Annotated in this window: 16 protein-coding genes; 9 read left to right on the forward strand and 7 right to left on the reverse strand. The window is 45.8% G+C overall.

What is annotated here, in order from left to right; translation table 11 throughout:
• Positions 1-327: 327 nt before the first annotated feature.
• Positions 328-3048: a bifunctional acetate--CoA ligase family protein/GNAT family N-acetyltransferase gene (locus QUB20_RS09950; RefSeq protein ID WP_333245730.1), complete on the forward strand. Its 2721-nt coding sequence runs from the start codon at positions 328-330 to the stop codon at positions 3046-3048.
• A gap of 102 nt (positions 3049-3150) precedes the next feature.
• On the opposite strand, the gene QUB20_RS09955 is transcribed toward QUB20_RS09950, so the two are convergent.
• The gene (locus QUB20_RS09955; RefSeq protein ID WP_333052685.1) at positions 3151-3753 is read right to left on the reverse strand and encodes a superoxide dismutase; all 603 of its coding nucleotides are present in this window, start codon (positions 3751-3753) and stop codon (positions 3151-3153) included.
• Positions 3754-4134: 381 nt separating this feature from the next.
• Between QUB20_RS09955 and QUB20_RS09960 the strand changes: the two genes are divergently transcribed.
• On the forward strand, positions 4135-4674 hold the full coding sequence (locus tag QUB20_RS09960) for a phosphate-starvation-inducible PsiE family protein (RefSeq protein ID WP_333052434.1): 540 nt from the start codon (positions 4135-4137) through the stop codon (positions 4672-4674).
• Positions 4675-5040: 366 nt separating this feature from the next.
• Here QUB20_RS09960 and QUB20_RS09965 read toward each other — a convergent pair whose 3' ends face one another.
• Positions 5041-5592, reverse strand: coding sequence for a peroxiredoxin (locus QUB20_RS09965; protein ID WP_333245727.1), 552 nt, complete (start codon positions 5590-5592; stop codon positions 5041-5043).
• A 120-nt stretch (positions 5593-5712) separates the two neighbouring features.
• Between QUB20_RS09965 and QUB20_RS09970 the strand changes: the two genes are divergently transcribed.
• A complete protein-coding gene (locus QUB20_RS09970) occupies positions 5713-7050 on the forward strand; it encodes a peptidylprolyl isomerase (protein ID WP_333245724.1) in 1338 nt (445 codons plus the stop codon).
• A gap of 88 nt (positions 7051-7138) precedes the next feature.
• On the opposite strand, the gene QUB20_RS09975 is transcribed toward QUB20_RS09970, so the two are convergent.
• Positions 7139-7813, reverse strand: coding sequence for a tetratricopeptide repeat protein (locus tag QUB20_RS09975; protein ID WP_333291321.1), 675 nt, complete (start codon positions 7811-7813; stop codon positions 7139-7141).
• A gap of 81 nt (positions 7814-7894) precedes the next feature.
• A complete protein-coding gene (locus QUB20_RS09980; RefSeq protein WP_333245718.1) occupies positions 7895-8209 on the reverse strand; it encodes a hypothetical protein in 315 nt (104 codons plus the stop codon).
• A gap of 179 nt (positions 8210-8388) precedes the next feature.
• Between QUB20_RS09980 and QUB20_RS09985 the strand changes: the two genes are divergently transcribed.
• The 4 genes from QUB20_RS09985 to QUB20_RS10000 all read left to right on the forward strand — a co-directional run bounded on the left by QUB20_RS09985 (position 8389) and on the right by QUB20_RS10000 (position 12826).
• Positions 8389-9093 (forward strand): pentapeptide repeat-containing protein, encoded by a 705-nt coding sequence (locus QUB20_RS09985; RefSeq protein WP_445299389.1) that lies wholly within the window; start codon positions 8389-8391, stop codon positions 9091-9093.
• 582 nt (positions 9094-9675) lie between these two features.
• Complete coding sequence (locus tag QUB20_RS09990) at positions 9676-10407, forward strand: cytochrome c biogenesis protein CcdA (RefSeq protein WP_333233091.1); 732 nt, start codon at positions 9676-9678, stop codon at positions 10405-10407.
• Between the two features lie 340 nt (positions 10408-10747).
• On the forward strand, positions 10748-12160 hold the full coding sequence (locus QUB20_RS09995; RefSeq protein ID WP_333245715.1) for a cytochrome c biogenesis protein: 1413 nt from the start codon (positions 10748-10750) through the stop codon (positions 12158-12160).
• Positions 12161-12664: 504 nt separating this feature from the next.
• Positions 12665-12826 carry a DUF2283 domain-containing protein gene (locus QUB20_RS10000; protein WP_333245712.1) on the forward strand — a complete coding sequence of 54 codons (162 nt, stop codon included), beginning with the start codon at positions 12665-12667 and terminating at the stop codon, positions 12824-12826.
• Positions 12827-12863: 37 nt separating this feature from the next.
• Here QUB20_RS10000 and queF read toward each other — a convergent pair whose 3' ends face one another.
• Positions 12864-13283 (reverse strand): preQ(1) synthase, encoded by a 420-nt coding sequence (queF, locus tag QUB20_RS10005; RefSeq protein WP_333154950.1) that lies wholly within the window; start codon positions 13281-13283, stop codon positions 12864-12866.
• 145 nt (positions 13284-13428) lie between these two features.
• Here queF and QUB20_RS10010 point away from each other — a divergent pair, with 145 nt between their 5' ends.
• A complete protein-coding gene (locus tag QUB20_RS10010; protein WP_333208431.1) occupies positions 13429-14025 on the forward strand; it encodes a hypothetical protein in 597 nt (198 codons plus the stop codon).
• Positions 14026-14109: 84 nt separating this feature from the next.
• Here QUB20_RS10010 and speD read toward each other — a convergent pair whose 3' ends face one another.
• Positions 14110-14532 (reverse strand): adenosylmethionine decarboxylase, encoded by a 423-nt coding sequence (gene speD / locus QUB20_RS10015; RefSeq protein WP_190743421.1) that lies wholly within the window; start codon positions 14530-14532, stop codon positions 14110-14112.
• A gap of 107 nt (positions 14533-14639) precedes the next feature.
• Between speD and QUB20_RS10020 the strand changes: the two genes are divergently transcribed.
• Positions 14640-14777, forward strand: coding sequence for a hypothetical protein (locus tag QUB20_RS10020; RefSeq protein WP_333233245.1), 138 nt, complete (start codon positions 14640-14642; stop codon positions 14775-14777).
• A 147-nt stretch (positions 14778-14924) separates the two neighbouring features.
• On the opposite strand, the gene QUB20_RS10025 is transcribed toward QUB20_RS10020, so the two are convergent.
• Positions 14925-15986 (reverse strand): pentapeptide repeat-containing protein, encoded by a 1062-nt coding sequence (locus QUB20_RS10025; RefSeq protein ID WP_333052406.1) that lies wholly within the window; start codon positions 15984-15986, stop codon positions 14925-14927.
• Between the last annotated feature and the right edge of the window lie 166 nt (positions 15987-16152).

Genomic DNA, 16152 nt, shown 5'->3' on the forward strand with positions numbered 1-16152 from the left:
TATTTGTTACAAAAGTTGACTTGCTAATTTGGTGGGAAGAATTAAGATAGATAGTAGGCAGAACCTCCTCGTGAATTGTTGAGGAAGCTCTGACCAAAGGGGTTCCCGAACTAACACTTAGACAACCCAAATGTTGTTTAAGGGCGGGCGTGTCGGAAACGGGCAATGAGATTTTTTTTTTCAGGAACCGCGAACACCCGAAGAAGATGAAGAAAAAGCAGAAAAAAAGCAGAAAAAGAGTTCGGATTTGATTCGGTGATAGTTATCGAAAGCAGAGCAATATTAATTGCTGATTAATTGAAGTAGGGTACTATGCAGATAAATTCAATGAATCAAAGCACTGCGAGCGATCGGGCTCACGATATTTGGAAAGAACAGCGTCATCCGCTCGATCGGATTTTTCGGCCTCGCTCCGTGGCTGTAATCGGCGCAACAGAGAGAGAAGGAAGCGTTGGACGAACTCTCCTGTGGAACTTGATTCGGAATCCGTTTGGCGGCACAGTTTTTCCAGTGAATCCGCAGCGCCACAGCGTCTTGGGGCTCAAGTCTTATCCTGACATTGCTAGCGTCCCGGAAGTAGTGGATCTGGCGGTGATTGCTACGCCGGCTGCTGGGGTGCCGCAAGTGATCCGCGAATGTATCGCTGCTGGGGTGAAAGGGGCAATTATTGTTTCTGCAGGCTTTAAAGAAATTGGCGCGGCTGGGGAGGCTTTAGAACAGCAAGTTATGGCCGAGGCGCGTCGGGGCGGAATGCGGATTATCGGCCCAAATTGCCTCGGGGTGATGAATCCTGTGCTTGGGCTCAATGCTACTTTTGCAGGTACGATCGCCCGTCCAGGTAATGTCGCCTTCATCAGTCAAAGCGGCGCCCTCTGTACTTCGATTCTCGACTGGAGTTTGGGGGAAAATGTCGGTTTTAGCGCCTTTGTATCGATCGGCTCTATGCTCGATGTCGGTTGGGGCGATCTGATCGAGTATTTCGGGGACGATCCCCATACTCACAGTATCGTTTTGTACATGGAATCTATGGGTGATGCTCGTTCGTTCCTGTCCGCCGCCCGCCCAGTGGCGATCGACAAACCGATCATCATTCTCAAGGTAGGACGTACCGCCGCCGCCGCGCAAGCCGCCGCTTCCCATACGGGAGCTTTGACCGGCAGCGATGACGTGCTTAACGCTGCTTTCCGCCGCTGTGGCGCGTTGCGGGTACATACGATTTCCGATTTGTTCGACATGGCAGAAATTCTCGCCAAGCAACCGCGACCGCAGGGCAACCGCCTATCGATCGTCACTAATGCAGGAGGCCCAGGGGCGATCGCCACTGATGCCTTAATTAGCGACGGCGGTGCCCTGGCAGATTTGGCACCGGAGACGCTGCAGCGGCTTGATGAGTTTTTGCCACCTCAGTGGAGTCATCACAACCCGATCGATATTTTGGGCGATGCTAGTAGCGATCTTTACGCCAAAACTCTAGAAGTTGTCGCTCCCGATCCCAATAGTGACGGATTGCTGGTCATCCTGACGCCACAAGCGATGACAAATCCCACCCAAACCGCAGAAAAACTCAAGTCTTACAGCAAACTCGGAAAGCCCTTATTAGCAAGCTGGATGGGCGGTGTGGAAGTGTCAGCGGGAACGCAAATTCTCAATCAGGCAAATATTCCGACTTTCCCTTATCCCGATACCGCCGTCAGGTTATTCAACTATATGTGGCGGTACACATACAACCTGCGCGCTATCTACGAAACGCCATCTCTCCCCGCTGATTGCGAACTCGATACTTCCGGGTGTGCTACTGCTGCGAAGATTTTGACTGCCGCCCGTCAAAACAATCGCACTCTATTAACCGAGTACGAATCAAAACAGTTGCTAGCAGCTTACGGGATTCCCACCGTAGCGACAGAAATTGCAGCGAGTGCGGCCGAAGCTGTGGAAATTGCCGAGAGCCTCGGTTATCCAGTGGTGCTAAAACTCCATTCTGAGACGATTACTCACAAAACCGATGTGGGGGGCGTCCAACTAAATTTAGGCGATGCTAAGGCTGTAATTAGTGCCTTTGAGGCGATCGCCCAGCGGGTACGGGCGATCGATCCTGCAGCGTTTCTTGGCGTAACCGTGCAGCAGATGGTGCATTTGGAAGGCTATGAACTAATTTTGGGTAGCAGTATTGACCCACAATTTGGGCCGGTGATGCTGTTTGGTTCCGGCGGACAATTAGTGGAAGTCTTTCAAGATCGATCGCTCGCACTTCCGCCTTTAAATACCACCTTAGCGCGGCGGATGATGGAGCAAACTCGCATCTATAAAGCTTTGCAAGGAGTGCGCGGCAGATCGGCAATTGACCTGGTACAACTCGAACAGTTATTAGTTCGTTTCAGTCAACTGATTGTAGAGCAACCTCAAATTGCCGAGATTGATATTAATCCGCTGTTGGTTTCTCCTGAAGGTGCGATCGCTCTTGATGCCCGTGTTGTTCTGCAAACAACGGAAAACCCCATTTCAACGGCGATTCGCCCCTATCCTACGCAATACGTTCAAAAATGGTCAACGGAGGGCGATCGTCCCATCACCATCCGTCCGATTCGCCCAGAAGATGAGCCGCTGATGGTGCTCTTCCACAAAGAACTTTCCGAAGAGAGCGTGTATTTGCGCTACGCTCACATGGTAAAGTTAAAGCACCGCATAGCTCACGAACGTTTGACCCGGATTTGTTTTATTGACTACGATAGCGAAATGGTGTTAGTAGCCGATCGTCAAGACCCGGAAACCTCAGAACACCGGATTTTGGGAGTAGCGCGTCTGAGCAAACTCCACGGCACAAACCAAGCCGAATTTGCCCTCATCGTTAGCGATAGCTATCAGCAGCGCGGTTTGGGAACAGAATTATTGAGGCGGATGTTGCAAATTGGTCAGGAAGAGAAATTAGAGGCGATCGTTGGCTACATTCTCAATAGCAACTACCAGATGCAGAGCCTCTGTAAAAAACTAGGATTTGAACTCCAACCAGACCGAGACGAAGGAATGTTGAAAGCTGTTTTTGTCTGCTAATAGCAAGTTTGGTTAAATAATTCTCATTCATCATGACTAAAGTCCTCACTACAAACCTATAAAGTTTGTAGTGAGGACTTTAGTCCTCAAACTAAGATGCTACTAAGCCGCAGCCAAATTTGCTGCTGCAAACTCCCAGTTAGCCAAATTATCCAAGAAATTAGTAATGTAGTCGGGACGGCGGTTTTGGAAATCCAAATAATAAGCGTGTTCCCACACATCCAAAGTCAGCAACGGAGTTTGGCCGTGTGCTACCGGGGTGTCAGCGTTAGCAGTTTTGGTAACTTTCAAAGTGCCGTTGTCCAAAACCAGCCAAGCCCAGCCGCTACCGAACTGAGTTGTCGCAGCAGTCTTGAATTCTTCTTTGAATTTGTCGAAGCTGCCGAAGTCGGCGTTGATTTTCTCAGCTAAAGCTCCTGTCGGAGTGCCACCGCCGCCCGGTGCGAGGGAATTCCAGAAAAAATTGTGGTTCCAAACTTGACCTGCATTGTTGAAAATGCCGGCTTTGGATGGGTCTTTAGCAGATTCCTTGACAATTTCTTCAAGGGATTTGCTCGCCATTTCAGTTCCTTCAATCAGTTTATTCAGATTGGTCACGTAAGCAGCGTGGTGCTTGTCGTGGTGGAACGAAAAAGTGTTGGCCGACATATGAGCTGGCTCTAGGGCGTCAGCGGCGAAGGGTAACGGTGCAAGTTCAAATGCCATTGTGTTCAATCCTCTCTGGATTACTTTTGGTTTTTGGGCTAACTTTCCGGCTTTTGTATGATTAAAGCCGAGAGTCCCTAGCTTGAGTTTATCAAGCTGTGGTAAATAATTCTTTACAATTTTCATATTTTATAGCAGTTGGGGCATTTCAGCATTCAGACTTGTATTTTTTAGATATCAAAGCTACTTATTGCAGCATTCACATAGCATAAACTATCACTAAATGTCAAGCCACCTGGGTGGCAAATAAAAGTGTGTGTGAAATTGTCAACCAATCGAAATTTTATGAGACTGATAAAGAGATTAAACCTGTAAATTGCCATAGATTAACCTAAGTTCAATTAAGCTGTAAGAAAGCCAAACAAGTTGCAGCATATGTCAATGGAAAAGCGTTTAAACAACTCGTCGAGTAACCCCCCTCAATGGTTGAATTTGCAATTAATCGTCACCGGTCTGGAAACAGTCCAAGACTTAATTGTAATTTCCCTATGTATTGGTTTGTTTTGTTTCATGGTGCTAGAACTGCGAGAAATGTTCTTCTCGCTGCTACCTCCTTTGAATTTCCAGGAAGTCACGGCAGATATTTTATTTCTATTAGTTTTAGTGGAATTATTTCGGCTGCTAATTATTTACTTGCAAGAAAAAAGAGTTTCGATCGGCGTAGCTGTGGAAGTTTGTATTGTATCAGTTTTGCGAGAAGTGATAGTGCGGGGAGTGCTGGAAACTCCCTCGGTTCAAATATTATCAACAGGCGCATTTTTGCTGGTTTTGGCAGTGTTGTTGGTAGTCCGAGTTTGGTTGCCGCCAACCTTCGAGGGAATTGACCCGGAACGTCGCATGGCTAGCAGAAAGAAAAATTTTTCAGACAATGAATCTTCTGTCGCATCTGTTGCAGTCAATAGCAAGTTTAATTCTCATTGAATATGTCATGACAGGCGATTTTAGATTTTAGATTTTAGATTTAGTCTTTTATCGCTTGTCACGTTACAGCTATCATTTCGCGTAAAACTGAGATTTTGCACCATTGTCAAGAACGGGATCTGGGGCCCGTTCCACAAAGAGTAGATTTTCTTGTGGGGAGTAGGGGTTGGGCAGGAGAATCCACCCAAAAAAGAATTATTGAGAATGGTGCAAGATGTGAGTTCAAATCAACCTGATAACGTTGGCAGTGAAGACTACATTCCTCTGTATTTTCAGAGGAATGTAGTCTTCACTACCAAGACAAGGTTCATCAGTCATTCCCAATTATTCAAATCTAAAATCTAAAATCTAAAATCTAAAATGGTATTACCCGTTAGCCTGCAATTCCTGCAACCGGGCAAACACTTCTTTAGAATGAATCGCCGGATTAATCTTCACAAAAGTTTCGCGCAAAATTCCTTCAGGGTCAATAATAAAACTGTGTCGCGCGGAGATAAAACTCATCCAAGAACCGTAAGCTTTACTCACTTTACCGTCGGTATCAGCTAACAGTGGAAACTTCAAACCTTCCGAATCGCAAAATTCCGCGTGGGAGTTGACATCATCAGCGCTAATACCGATAATTTGAGTATTCTTTGCCAAGTATTTCGGCAAGTCTTCCTGAAATCGACGCGCTTCGATCGTACATCCCGAAGTAAAGTCTTTCGGATAAAAATAGACTACCAGCCACTTACCGCGATAATCGGACAGGGACACTTGTCCGTCGCCGCTGTTTGTTGGCAAACTAAAATCCGGCGCTGGTTGATTCACCGCCGGAAGCTTGCCACCGAGAGCCAATGCAGGTGTGGCAAAATTGAAACTTAGAAAAACTAGACAAATTGCAAATAAAGTGCTAAAAAACTTGCGACGGGACATCATAAATTTTAGAAGTAGAACTGTACTTAAGACAAGTTTACAGTTTTCTGATTAAATGGGTAAGGGCAATTCGCGGATTGCTTCTAAAACCCAAATATCACTCACTCCAATAGCAATTTACCCATGAGCGCTGCACTCCCGTTAACAGGCAAAGCTATAGTAGTCCAGATAATTAACGGTCAACCCGTTACGATCGAAGTCGATGGCACTAATGCCCCTATTACCGCTGGCAATTTTGTTGACTTAGTTGAACGAGGCATTTACGACGGGGTGATGTTTCACCGAGTTGTGCGCCAGCCAGAGCCTTTTGTAGTGCAAGGAGGCGATCCGCGCAGCAGAGATACTACAATTCCCGCAAGTCAATTGGGAACGGGTAATTTTATTGACCCGGAGACAAATCAGGGGCGTTTTATTCCTTTGGAAATTAAGCCGCAAGGAGCCGCGCAACCTGTTTACAGCCAAGTTGTAACCCAGACGCCGCAGTTACAGCATAATCGAGGGGCTGTGGCAATGGCTCGTTCTAATGCTTTGGATTCAGCTTCTTCGCAGTTTTATTTTGCTTTGGATGATTTGCCATTTTTGGATGGTAGTTATGCTGTTTTTGGCAACGTTATTCAAGGTTTTGAAACGGTGAATGCGGTGCAGCAGGGCGATCGCATTTCAACTGCAAAAGTCGTTCAAGGAATCGTTCCCAGCCGGGTTTCTAGCATAGTTAGCGATGTTAATGCGCTCAACGCTTTAATCAATAGTACCAATTTCGTAAATCTATCTTTGGGAGCGCTCAGATTGCCAAACACCCCCAACAACTATCAAGTCACTTCCCAAGACTCTCAGCAAAATCCCAGCGGTGTACTGGGAGGTAGCGCAAACGATCGCATCATCGGTTCACCGACTGATGATGCAATTAACGGCAGCCAAGGCAACGATACTATCACGGGCGAAGCGGGTGACGACTTTCTTAGAGGCGGCAAAGGTAACGACTCCATTAGCGGAGGTGTTGGCGACGATATTATCAACGGAAATCTCGGCGACGATATTATCAATGCCGATGCTGGTAACGACTTTTTGCGAGGCGGCAGAGGAAACGATGTTTTAATCGGTGGCGATGGTAACGATTTTTTGATTGGCGATACTGGCAGCGATACTCTCACTGGTGGTGGCGGTACTGATACGTTTGTTCTGGTTACGGGTGAAAATCTGGAGTTGGATGGGGCGAGCGATATAATTCTTGATTTTAGGCCGGGAGATGGCGATCGTATTGGCTTAACCAGCCCTTTATCCAACACCTCATTCACCCAATCAGGCAGCAACACACTCATTCAATTTGGAGGAGTGACTTTGGCTGTGGTTCAAAATGCCGCCCCTGCAGCAGTTCAAAATGCTGCTTTTGCAATTAACTTTTCTACTGCTTTCCTTGTCGATAACTTGCCCCCCGGAGACGCCGCCTTGAGAGTTGGCTAACTTTAACAAGACTCACGCCCTAATTATAGGTGTAGGGTGCTCTTCGGTGCACCTTACCTGATTATCAATTCCCAATTTCCAAATTCAACTAATACCATAGCTGACTAATTTTAGAAACCGCATCTTGATAAGAATCCATTCTCCCCTGCTGCTTAAAAAGCCCTGCTGCCTTCTGGAAATCCTCAAATGCTCCATGAACCTCTCTCAATTTATATCTAATCACTCCTCGGTTAAAGTAAGCTTTAGCAAAATCGTTATTGAGGCGAATTGCTGACTCAAAATCAGCTAGTGCTGCTAGGGAATTCTCCATTTGCAGGCGGATAGCACCTCGGTCAAAGTAAGATTGAGCTAGATTAGGGTTGAGCAGGAGTGCCGAGTTGTAATCTGCGATCGCCGCAGTATAATGTTTTAAACGAGTCAGCATAAACCCCCGATTGCTGTAATACTTGGCTCGGTAAGGATTGAGTTCGATGGCTGTAGTTAAATCTTCGATCGCCGATTGCTTATAGCCTAATTTGTAGCGGGCCACACCGCGATCGTTGTAAGCTGAAGCGAATTGCGGATTAAGGTTAATTGTGGCAGTAAAATTTTTAATAGCGCCGTGCAAGTCTTGTTTTTTGAGATTTGTTAAACCCTGAATGTAAAACTTTTTGGTAATAACTTTTAAATTTGTCTCTTGTCGGGATTCAGCTTGCTCCCCCGAAAATACGCCAGCAATATTAGTGAATCCCAAAGATTCGATAGAATTGAAAATAGTTGTCACAACTAATTGGGTTGAGAGAAGGGGGATAGTAGGCATGGGAGAAGTGCTGTTCAACTGTATGCTCTTATTTTCCTCCATACTTCAGCTACTGACAGTGATATCCGTAGTGTCAGGAACGTGATAAGTTTGATGAGATTTGGTGATGCTGGGGCATTGACTTGTGTGATGAAAGTTCGGCTTAGTTAGTGATGCCGATCGCACTTCAGAACAAATGCGTCTAGAACCCTTTAAATATAAGGTTTTCCGCCTAGATTGGCGGTTTCTTTCTTCCCATACTGAGCAGTTTCTACCGGGATTATTGGCAGGTATGCCCCTGGGAGAGCGATCGCAACTGTCGGCAGCAAGTATTACTTTGTAGCGATATTCGATCGGGATTTGTCCATCGAACACGGCCATCTTAAACCCGGTTTTTACTCACGCCCCGAGCACCCTTCTCGCTTAACAGGCCCGACGGCCTGTTCCACAAATTACTAATATTTTTGAGTAATATTGCTGAGGAAAGTTGCCGATTATTTGCTATGCTTTGATTAGACATCAATAATTTATGGCACAAATTAGTGTCAATGAAAAAAGTTATGAGGTTGAAAATTTTCTTCGCTGCATTGTTGGCGATCGTCCTGTTCACTCTCTACTTAACTCCTCCTGTGATGGCAGCGAATGGGGAGGATTTGAGTCACCTATTAAAGGATAATTGGTGCGTCAGCTTTCTGTGGAAGCAATGCGATTTGAGCGCTGTCGATTTGCGGGGCGCTAATCTCCAAGAAGCCAATTTGAGCGGCGCTAATTTGAGCGGCGCTAATTTGTCCGGTGCTAACTTAAAAAATGCTGACCTTTCTGGCGCAGACCTCACCGGCGCTAATTTAGCAAATGCTGATATTCTAGGCACGGATCTCAGTCGAGCCAATTTGACAGAAGCTAATTTCAACGGTACGAAGTTGTGGGATGCTAATCTGACTTTGGCAAATCTGAGCCGCGCCAATTTACAAGATGCTAATGTCTTAGATTCTCGACTTTGGGGAAGCAATCTTACCCAAGCTAACTTAACGGATGCGACGCTGCACGGTGCTGACTTGCAATATGCTAATTTGGCAGACACTAATTTAACAGGTGCTGACTTGCACAGCTTCTTTTTCCGAGGTTCCAAACAAGTCACAAATTTGAGCAATGCTAATTTAGAAGGCGCTACTTTAACGGGAGCAAATCTCAGAGGTGCGGTGCTGGCAGGGGCAATAATGCCGGACGGGTCTATTAATGAAGAAAGTGGCTTTAATTTACAGTAGAGTAAAATTAAAGTCTGCTTGAATAATTTCAACAACAGGCTTTCGGGCTGATTTCGCATTATCGGGTGTAGCTGCGCCCATTGCCAACAGCTTGTTGAGGATGCTGTCAATCGATTTTAGATTTTAGATTTTAGATTTTAGATTGAAGCCTTGACCCCACGGATAAATACGTTCGGCAAGTTTCATCGGATACAGGTTTTTATTTCTCCCTCCTGAGTCTCCGAAGGAATGAATCACGTGGCGGGTATCCTGGATGCTTGCGGTCAAGATATCAATTTAAACCAGGGTGCGATCGACCTTTTAACTCCCAACCAGTAAATCTCGCTAAAATCTTAAATCTCAAACCGAACCTGCGCGCATCTGTTACAATTTTCAACAAAGCCAGAACAGCCCCGAACCTGAAGTCGCCTGCCTAGGGATACCAGCCCCCGACAGGAGTCGTGAATAACAAAAATATTAGATATTTAGTTTAAACTCCCAAATTCATCTGTAGAGTCTCTCTAAAATCTAAAATCGATGGGCTGTGGACTCAATCTAAAATTTAAAATCTAAAATCTAAAATCTAAAATCTAAAATCGACTGATGGAAACCCTGCAAACTCAACTTTACGAACTCGCACAATTTGCTAATAACTTAGTAAATACTCAACTGACAAACCTCAGTTTAGTCAGCGTCGGAGTCATCTTTCTGGCAGGGTTGCTAACAAGCTTAACGCCCTGTATGCTTTCAATGTTGCCGATCACGATCGGCTACATCGGTGGATACGAAGCAAAAAGTCGCCTGCAAGCCGCCGCCCAGTCGGCGTGGTTTTCCCTGGGATTAGCCACCACCCTTGCGGGTTTAGGTATTGTAGCATCATTTGCCGGACAAGTTTACGGCAAAATTGGCCTGGGTTTGCCAATTCTTGTCAGCATTATTGCTATTCTAATGGGGCTGAATTTACTCGAAGCTTTACCCTTACAAATGCCGTCTTTCGACGCTGTGGGGTGGGTTCCGAAAGATTTGCCGGCGGGTGTGCGATCGTACTTATTGGGCTTAACTTTTGGTTTAGTAGCCTCTCCCTGCAGCACTCCGGTTTTAGCTACACTCTTAGCTTGGGTTTCCAAAACGGGAGATACAGTTTTAGGTGGTGTGTTACTGCTGTTTTACGCTGCTGGCTACGTCGCTCCGCTAATCATAGCAGGTACTTTCACTGCTAGCATAAAAAAGCTGTTAGAATTACGTCGGTGGTCGAGTTGGATTACGCCTGTTAGTGGCGTTTTGCTAGTAGGATTTGGCGTTTTCTCTCTGCTTTCCCGCATCCTTCCCGCGTAAGTTTCGTTGTAAGGACTTCAGCCCTTATTGAAAGATATAGCAATCACTACGGAATGCGTGAATTAAGTTTTTTTAACGAACCGCGAAGACGCGTTAGGCGAAGCCGCGCGTAAGCGCTAGAACACGAAGGAAGAAAGAAAGAAAAGAGAAAGAATTCAAAATTGATTGAGACTTTTTCAATAAACATAATAATATTTTGTTCATCTTTTGTTTTTCCCTCTTTTTTCTTCCTTCTCCCTTGTGCCATCCGTTACATCCGTTACACAATCCGTTGCCGAACTTGCTGACATCCGTTACATCCGTTACAAAATCCGTTGCCGAACTTTCTTCATAATTACCAATGACATCAAAAGAAGTATTTCTATCAAAACTCTCAAACTGGGCGACTGCCCCTCAAAAGTTTTTCAAGCGAGAAATCTTGCCGGTGCTCGCAGATTTGCGGTTGGCAATTATCTTGCTGCTGACGATCGCATTTTTCAGCATTTCCGGCACCGTCATCGAACAAGGCCAATCAGTACCCTTTTACCAATCTAACTATCCAGAACACCCGGCTTTGTTCGGCTTCCTAACTTGGAAAGTTGTGCTAATTGCAGGACTAGACCACGTATACCGCACTTGGTGGTTTTTGTCAATCCTAATTTTGTTCGGCAGCAGCTTAACAGCTTGTACATTTACCCGACAATTTCCCGCACTAAAAGCCGCCCGTCGCTGGAAATTTTATGAAGAACCAAAGCAGTTTGAAAAATTAGCTCTCAGTGCGGAATTAGAAACAGTTGCTTTAACTTCGTTAGAACCACTTTTGCAGCAAAAAAACTACCGCATATTTCGAGAAGGGGAAAAAGTTTATGCCCGCAAGGGAATAATTGGCAAAATCGGCCCGATTATTGTTCACGCCAGTATGCTAATTATTTTAGCTGGGTCGATATGGGGCGCAATGACGGGATTTCTAGGTCAAGAAATGGTTGCCAGCGGCGAAACATTTCAGGTGCAGAATATCTTGGATGCGGGGCCTTGGGCGGGGCCGCAAATACCGAAGGATTGGTCGATGCGAGTTAATCGGTTCTGGATTGATTATAGTCCGAGCGGTGCGATCGACCAATTTTACTCTGACCTGTCAGTTTTGGACAAAACAGGCCAAGAGGTCGATCGTAAAACCATTCACGTTAACGAGCCCCTCAGATATCGGGGAGTCACATTTTATCAAGCAGATTGGGCAATAGCCGCCGTGCGAGTTCGCCTCAACAAAAGCCCGGTTTTACAACTGCCAATGGCTCAGTTAGACACCCAAGGTAAAGGCCGAATTTGGGGTGCTTGGATTCCCACAAAACCAGATTTGAGTGCGGGAGTTTCTCTGCTAGCAAAAGACTTGCAAGGAACGATGTTAGTGTACGGTACGGATGGCAAATTGTTAACTACAGTTCGCGCAGGCACGGCGGTAGAAGTTAACGGAGTCATGCTGACAATTGACGAAGTTGTAGGCAGTACGGGATTGCAAATTAAAGCCGATCCTGGTATTCCGATCGTTTATACTGGCTTCGGGTTGCTAATGCTTAGTGTGCTGATGAGCTATCTGTCTCACTCGCAGATTTGGGCTTTGGAAAAGGACGGCAAACTATACGTCGGCGGGCGCACAAATCGCGCTCAGGTGACTTTTGAAAGAGAAGTTGTGGAGATTTTGGACAAGTTGGCAGAATCGAAACAAGAGGAAAAAAAGAGCGAAATAGCGCCGACTTCTCTAGCTAGTCGAAGCTAACCGTAGGGTGCGCTAGGCGCACCTTAAACCAGGTAAAAAACGGATAATTAAACAGGAAATAAATGTGATGAAAAGGATTGAGTTCAGTTAACACGCATTACTAAAAAGAGAGATTCTAGAAAGTCACGGGGTTACAATATCAACAGATTTGATTTCGGAAACTATCAGAACCCCTAGTAATACCAATTTTTTATGAGGTTGCATAGAATCCGATCCCCCCTAGCCCCCCTTAATAAGGGGGGGACAAGATTCTTCTCAAAGTCAACCCCTACTCCCCTTCTTAAGGGGGATTTAGGGGGATCGAGATATGTGCAAGTTCACATTAAATTGGTATAAGTTAGAAGCAAGTGGTGAAGGAAAGTTTATTTGTCAACAGAGATTGAATGGACTTGTCCTAAGAGTAGTTTACCAAGAATATGATGATAAAATTTTAGTAATTACTGCTTATCCTGGTAAGATGTCAAGATATGAAAAAGATTAGATATAGCCCAAGATGTAGATGCGATGCTGATCGAAATTTCTGATTGCCCGATCGCCTATGCCGAAGATGAAGGAAACATGATTCTGCACTATTCTAGCAGCGGAGAACTGGTGTTGATTGAAATATTAAATGTCAAACAATTTATGTCATTAGAATCTCTCTCCGATGAGATACCTACCCGCTAAAGCAGTTCAAGCGGGCGGACACTCACAGGGACTGCACCTACTTCTGATGCGACACCTCAATCACGGTGTGGACGTTCCCCCGCGGCGAAAAATCGCCCTTAATCGTCGCTTCCAGCGGCGCGCAAGCTGCCACAAAATCGTCTAAAATTTGATTGATCGATTCTTCGTGAGAAATGTAGCGATCGCGATAACTGTTAACGTACAGTTTCAGAGCCTTTAACTCTACCACCCGCTCGTCTGGCACGTAAGTAACGTGAATTGTCGCAAAATCGGGATAGCCAGAAAACGGACACTTGCAAGTAAACTCCGGCAACGTAATGTTAATCGAGTACCGCCGCCCGACTCGCGGATTCGGAAAAGTAATTAACTCCCCTTCCAAAATCTGGCGTTCGCCGTATTTCATTTCCTCGGTGCTTGACTTTTGCGACATAGTTTGTTCCGGTGCGTGGTTGTTCATAGCGATCGACTAAAAACTTGTAACATTAAATTAATTTTACGTTCAATATCTGTAACAAATATCTTGACGAATTGTGTTGCGATCGATCTAATTGCAAATACTCTCAGGCTAAACTAAAACAAGTTCACCCTCGCCATCTACAATTATGCAAAATACTACCTTATCTGACAATACTTCCCCTGAAAACTCAAATAGTTACTCTCCATCAGTACCAATTTCCCTCTATCGAGAAGTCACGGCAGAGCTCCAAGCAGCCCAAGCGATGGTGGACTCCCTCAAAACCCACAATCAGCAATTAGTCCAACAAAATCAACAACTGCGGCGAGAAGTAGAAACAGTAGTTCAAGTATCCCAACAGTTACAGCAAGTAGTCAACTCGGCTCAGAGCATCACCCAGACAGGGATGCCTCAAATGCCGTCAGTCAAATTCAATTTCAGCGTTGAACCTCCGCCCCCACCACCTGTAACCTCGCAGACTAACTCTGCCATACCTCAACCACCTCAGACAGTGGCTTTCCCCTTCCCACTACCGGAACCGGAGCCAACAGCCGCCTCGATGCCGCAGCCACTTCCCGAAAAATTATTTACAGAGGTGCCGGAAACTCCTTACCGTGTGCGATCGCAACTCAAAAAAACCTCAGACTTAAGTGGATTGTGGTTGGCGATCGCGATTTTTCTGATTGTGATTGCAGCTTTCGGTGCAGGTTATTTAGTTGTCCGCCCTTTATTAATGAAAAAGTAAATTCCAACAAGAATCCCACGGCTCAAGCCGTGGGATTTTAAACAAAACCTAGCATAAAATGTTCAAAGTTACGCTAATTGGCCATCATCCTCTGGCGGCAATCGTTTCTACTGAACGAGGGGCATACTGCTCTTCACAAGCAGAACCTACGATTCCCACCCCGGGCTCGAAACCGCGCGTGAACTCAGTGAGTTTTACCTGTTTAGCTTCCAAAGCTGTCTGTAGCACCTTCATGGCTCGGTGAGGGTCGCCGGCTCCGCAGAAAAATAAGTCTGCAGCAAAATAACCGTGTTCAGGCCAAGTATGGATTGCTATATGGGACTCTGCCAAAGTAGCAGTAGCTGTCACTCCGTGAGGACTAAACTGGTGTACGCACAAATCGATGAGAGTAGCTCCTCCGGCTTCGATCGCATCGAGAATAGCGCGGCGGATACGTTCAGGATCGTTGAGCAGGTCTCCAGGAGACTGCCAAGCATCAGCGACCAGATGGGTTCCCAATTGTTTCATTCTGCGGGGTTTTACCTCTATTGATTTTTTAAGTCTCAAACCTTTTAACCATAGCACGGTGTCCATAAATTTTGCAAGTAAATTCCCAAAATATTTCCCCAATAGCGATGAGCGCGAGGATACCGGATTTTTTGGGGCGCTTGGGCCCTGACCGAGTGCAAGTTGAGTTCGATTGGAGTTCGATCGGGGCGATCGATGTTTCGTGCATTTCCGGCCAAAATCGGCTTTCCGTAGAATGGGGTTAAAGCTCAACCGCCTTAATCAGCTCCGGGCGATGGAGAGGCGAGAAACCCGGAAGGGCCGGCACTCTGGGCACCGCCCATACAAAAATCGGGTTTCTCGGTGTTCGGTTTTGTTGAGATTGACCTACTTAATTATGGTTAATCAACTCATCAATCCCGGCTGTGAGTAGCTCCATTCGGCAAAATTGCCCCGCCCAAAGCTGCTTCATTCAAATTATCAACATTCAAGCTTGCCCCAATCAAATTAGCCTCCGACAAATTAGTTCCTGTCAAATTCGCCCCTGTCAGAGAACTTAGGAGCAAACCCGCTCCCGACAAATTGGCGTGACTCAAATTCGCCCCCCGCAAATCCGCTTCCAGCAAGCTAGCACCTGCCAAATTCGCACCGCTCAAGTTAGCTCCCCGTAAAGAAGCTTTGTTCAAATTCGCAGCCCTCAAATCAGCATTGTGCAGAATCAAACCATTTAAATTAGCTTTACTTAAATTAGCTCCCTGCAAGTCAGCCCCGCTCAAATTAGAGCCATTTAGATTGGCCGATTGCAAATCAGCACCGCTCAAGTCAGCACCGCTCAAATTAGCAGCGCTAATAGAAGCCTCCCGCAGACTTGCTTCGCTCAAACAAGCCCCAACCAAATTGACGCCGCTGAGATTTCCGCGATTGAGATAAGCCCGAGTTAAAGTTGCTCCGCTCAGGTTCGCCCCGGTCAAGTCTACCTCGCTGAGAATGGCTCTCGTCAAATTTGCTCTGCTTAAGTCAACCCCGCTCATAATTGCTCGGCTCAGCGTCGCCCCGCTCAAATTAGCCTCAGTTAGTTTTGAGCCGCTTAGCAAACAAGCTCCTACTAAACTCGCTCCCGTCATAACCGCTTTGCTCAAGTCAGCCTGAGACAATATTGCTCCGCTGAGATTGGCGCCGCTAAAATCTGCGGAGATCGCCACAGTTCCAGTGAAACTAGAACTTCCCAGGTTGGCTTCAATTAATTTCGCCTTAGACAAATTAGCTCCGCTCAAGTCGGCGGCGTTTAAATTAGCTCCAATCAGTTTGCTTCTAATTAAGTTGGCACCTTTCAAATTAGCGTTGCTCAAATTTGTTCGACTGAGATTAGCTTCACTCAAATGAGCTGCAATGAGGTTAGCTCCTCGAAAATCTCGTTCCCCGTTTCTATGTCTAATTAAAAGTTCATCGGCACTTAAAAGTTCAGTGAAATTCATAAAAAAATTGAGTGAGTTTCCTTAATTTCTCGATGTTCTATGTTGTGTGAAAGTTTGTACTATCGTGTTTGCCAGTCAGTTTTTTAAACTAATACGGCCACATTAACAATTGTCAAAACTGCTTGATTCCTACCATCACCCTGCTCTCATAGTTATAATTTACGAA

It is taken from the genome of Microcoleus sp. B4-C2, from assembly GCF_036705265.1.
Taxonomy (GTDB): domain Bacteria; phylum Cyanobacteriota; class Cyanobacteriia; order Cyanobacteriales; family Microcoleaceae; genus Microcoleus.

Excerpts from the sequence above, each read along its gene's own strand:
- QUB20_RS09950 (WP_333245730.1), top strand. The coding sequence starts at position 328 with ATGAATCAAAGCACTGCGAGCGATCGGGCTCACGATATTTGGAAAGAA.
- QUB20_RS09955 (WP_333052685.1), bottom strand. The coding sequence starts at position 3,753 with ATGGCATTTGAACTTGCACCGTTACCCTTCGCCGCTGACGCCCTAGAG.
- QUB20_RS09960 (WP_333052434.1), top strand. The coding sequence starts at position 4,135 with ATGGAAAAGCGTTTAAACAACTCGTCGAGTAACCCCCCTCAATGGTTG.
- QUB20_RS09965 (WP_333245727.1), bottom strand. The coding sequence starts at position 5,592 with ATGATGTCCCGTCGCAAGTTTTTTAGCACTTTATTTGCAATTTGTCTA.
- QUB20_RS09970 (WP_333245724.1), top strand. The coding sequence starts at position 5,713 with ATGAGCGCTGCACTCCCGTTAACAGGCAAAGCTATAGTAGTCCAGATA.
- QUB20_RS09980 (WP_333245718.1), bottom strand. The coding sequence starts at position 8,209 with ATGGCCGTGTTCGATGGACAAATCCCGATCGAATATCGCTACAAAGTA.
- QUB20_RS09985 (WP_445299389.1), top strand. The coding sequence starts at position 8,389 with ATGAGGTTGAAAATTTTCTTCGCTGCATTGTTGGCGATCGTCCTGTTC.
- QUB20_RS09990 (WP_333233091.1), top strand. The coding sequence starts at position 9,676 with ATGGAAACCCTGCAAACTCAACTTTACGAACTCGCACAATTTGCTAAT.
- QUB20_RS09995 (WP_333245715.1), top strand. The coding sequence starts at position 10,748 with ATGACATCAAAAGAAGTATTTCTATCAAAACTCTCAAACTGGGCGACT.
- QUB20_RS10000 (WP_333245712.1), top strand. The coding sequence starts at position 12,665 with ATGCTGATCGAAATTTCTGATTGCCCGATCGCCTATGCCGAAGATGAA.
- queF (WP_333154950.1), bottom strand. The coding sequence starts at position 13,283 with ATGAACAACCACGCACCGGAACAAACTATGTCGCAAAAGTCAAGCACC.
- QUB20_RS10010 (WP_333208431.1), top strand. The coding sequence starts at position 13,429 with ATGCAAAATACTACCTTATCTGACAATACTTCCCCTGAAAACTCAAAT.
- speD (WP_190743421.1), bottom strand. The coding sequence starts at position 14,532 with ATGAAACAATTGGGAACCCATCTGGTCGCTGATGCTTGGCAGTCTCCT.
- QUB20_RS10020 (WP_333233245.1), top strand. The coding sequence starts at position 14,640 with ATGAGCGCGAGGATACCGGATTTTTTGGGGCGCTTGGGCCCTGACCGA.
- QUB20_RS10025 (WP_333052406.1), bottom strand. The coding sequence starts at position 15,986 with ATGAATTTCACTGAACTTTTAAGTGCCGATGAACTTTTAATTAGACAT.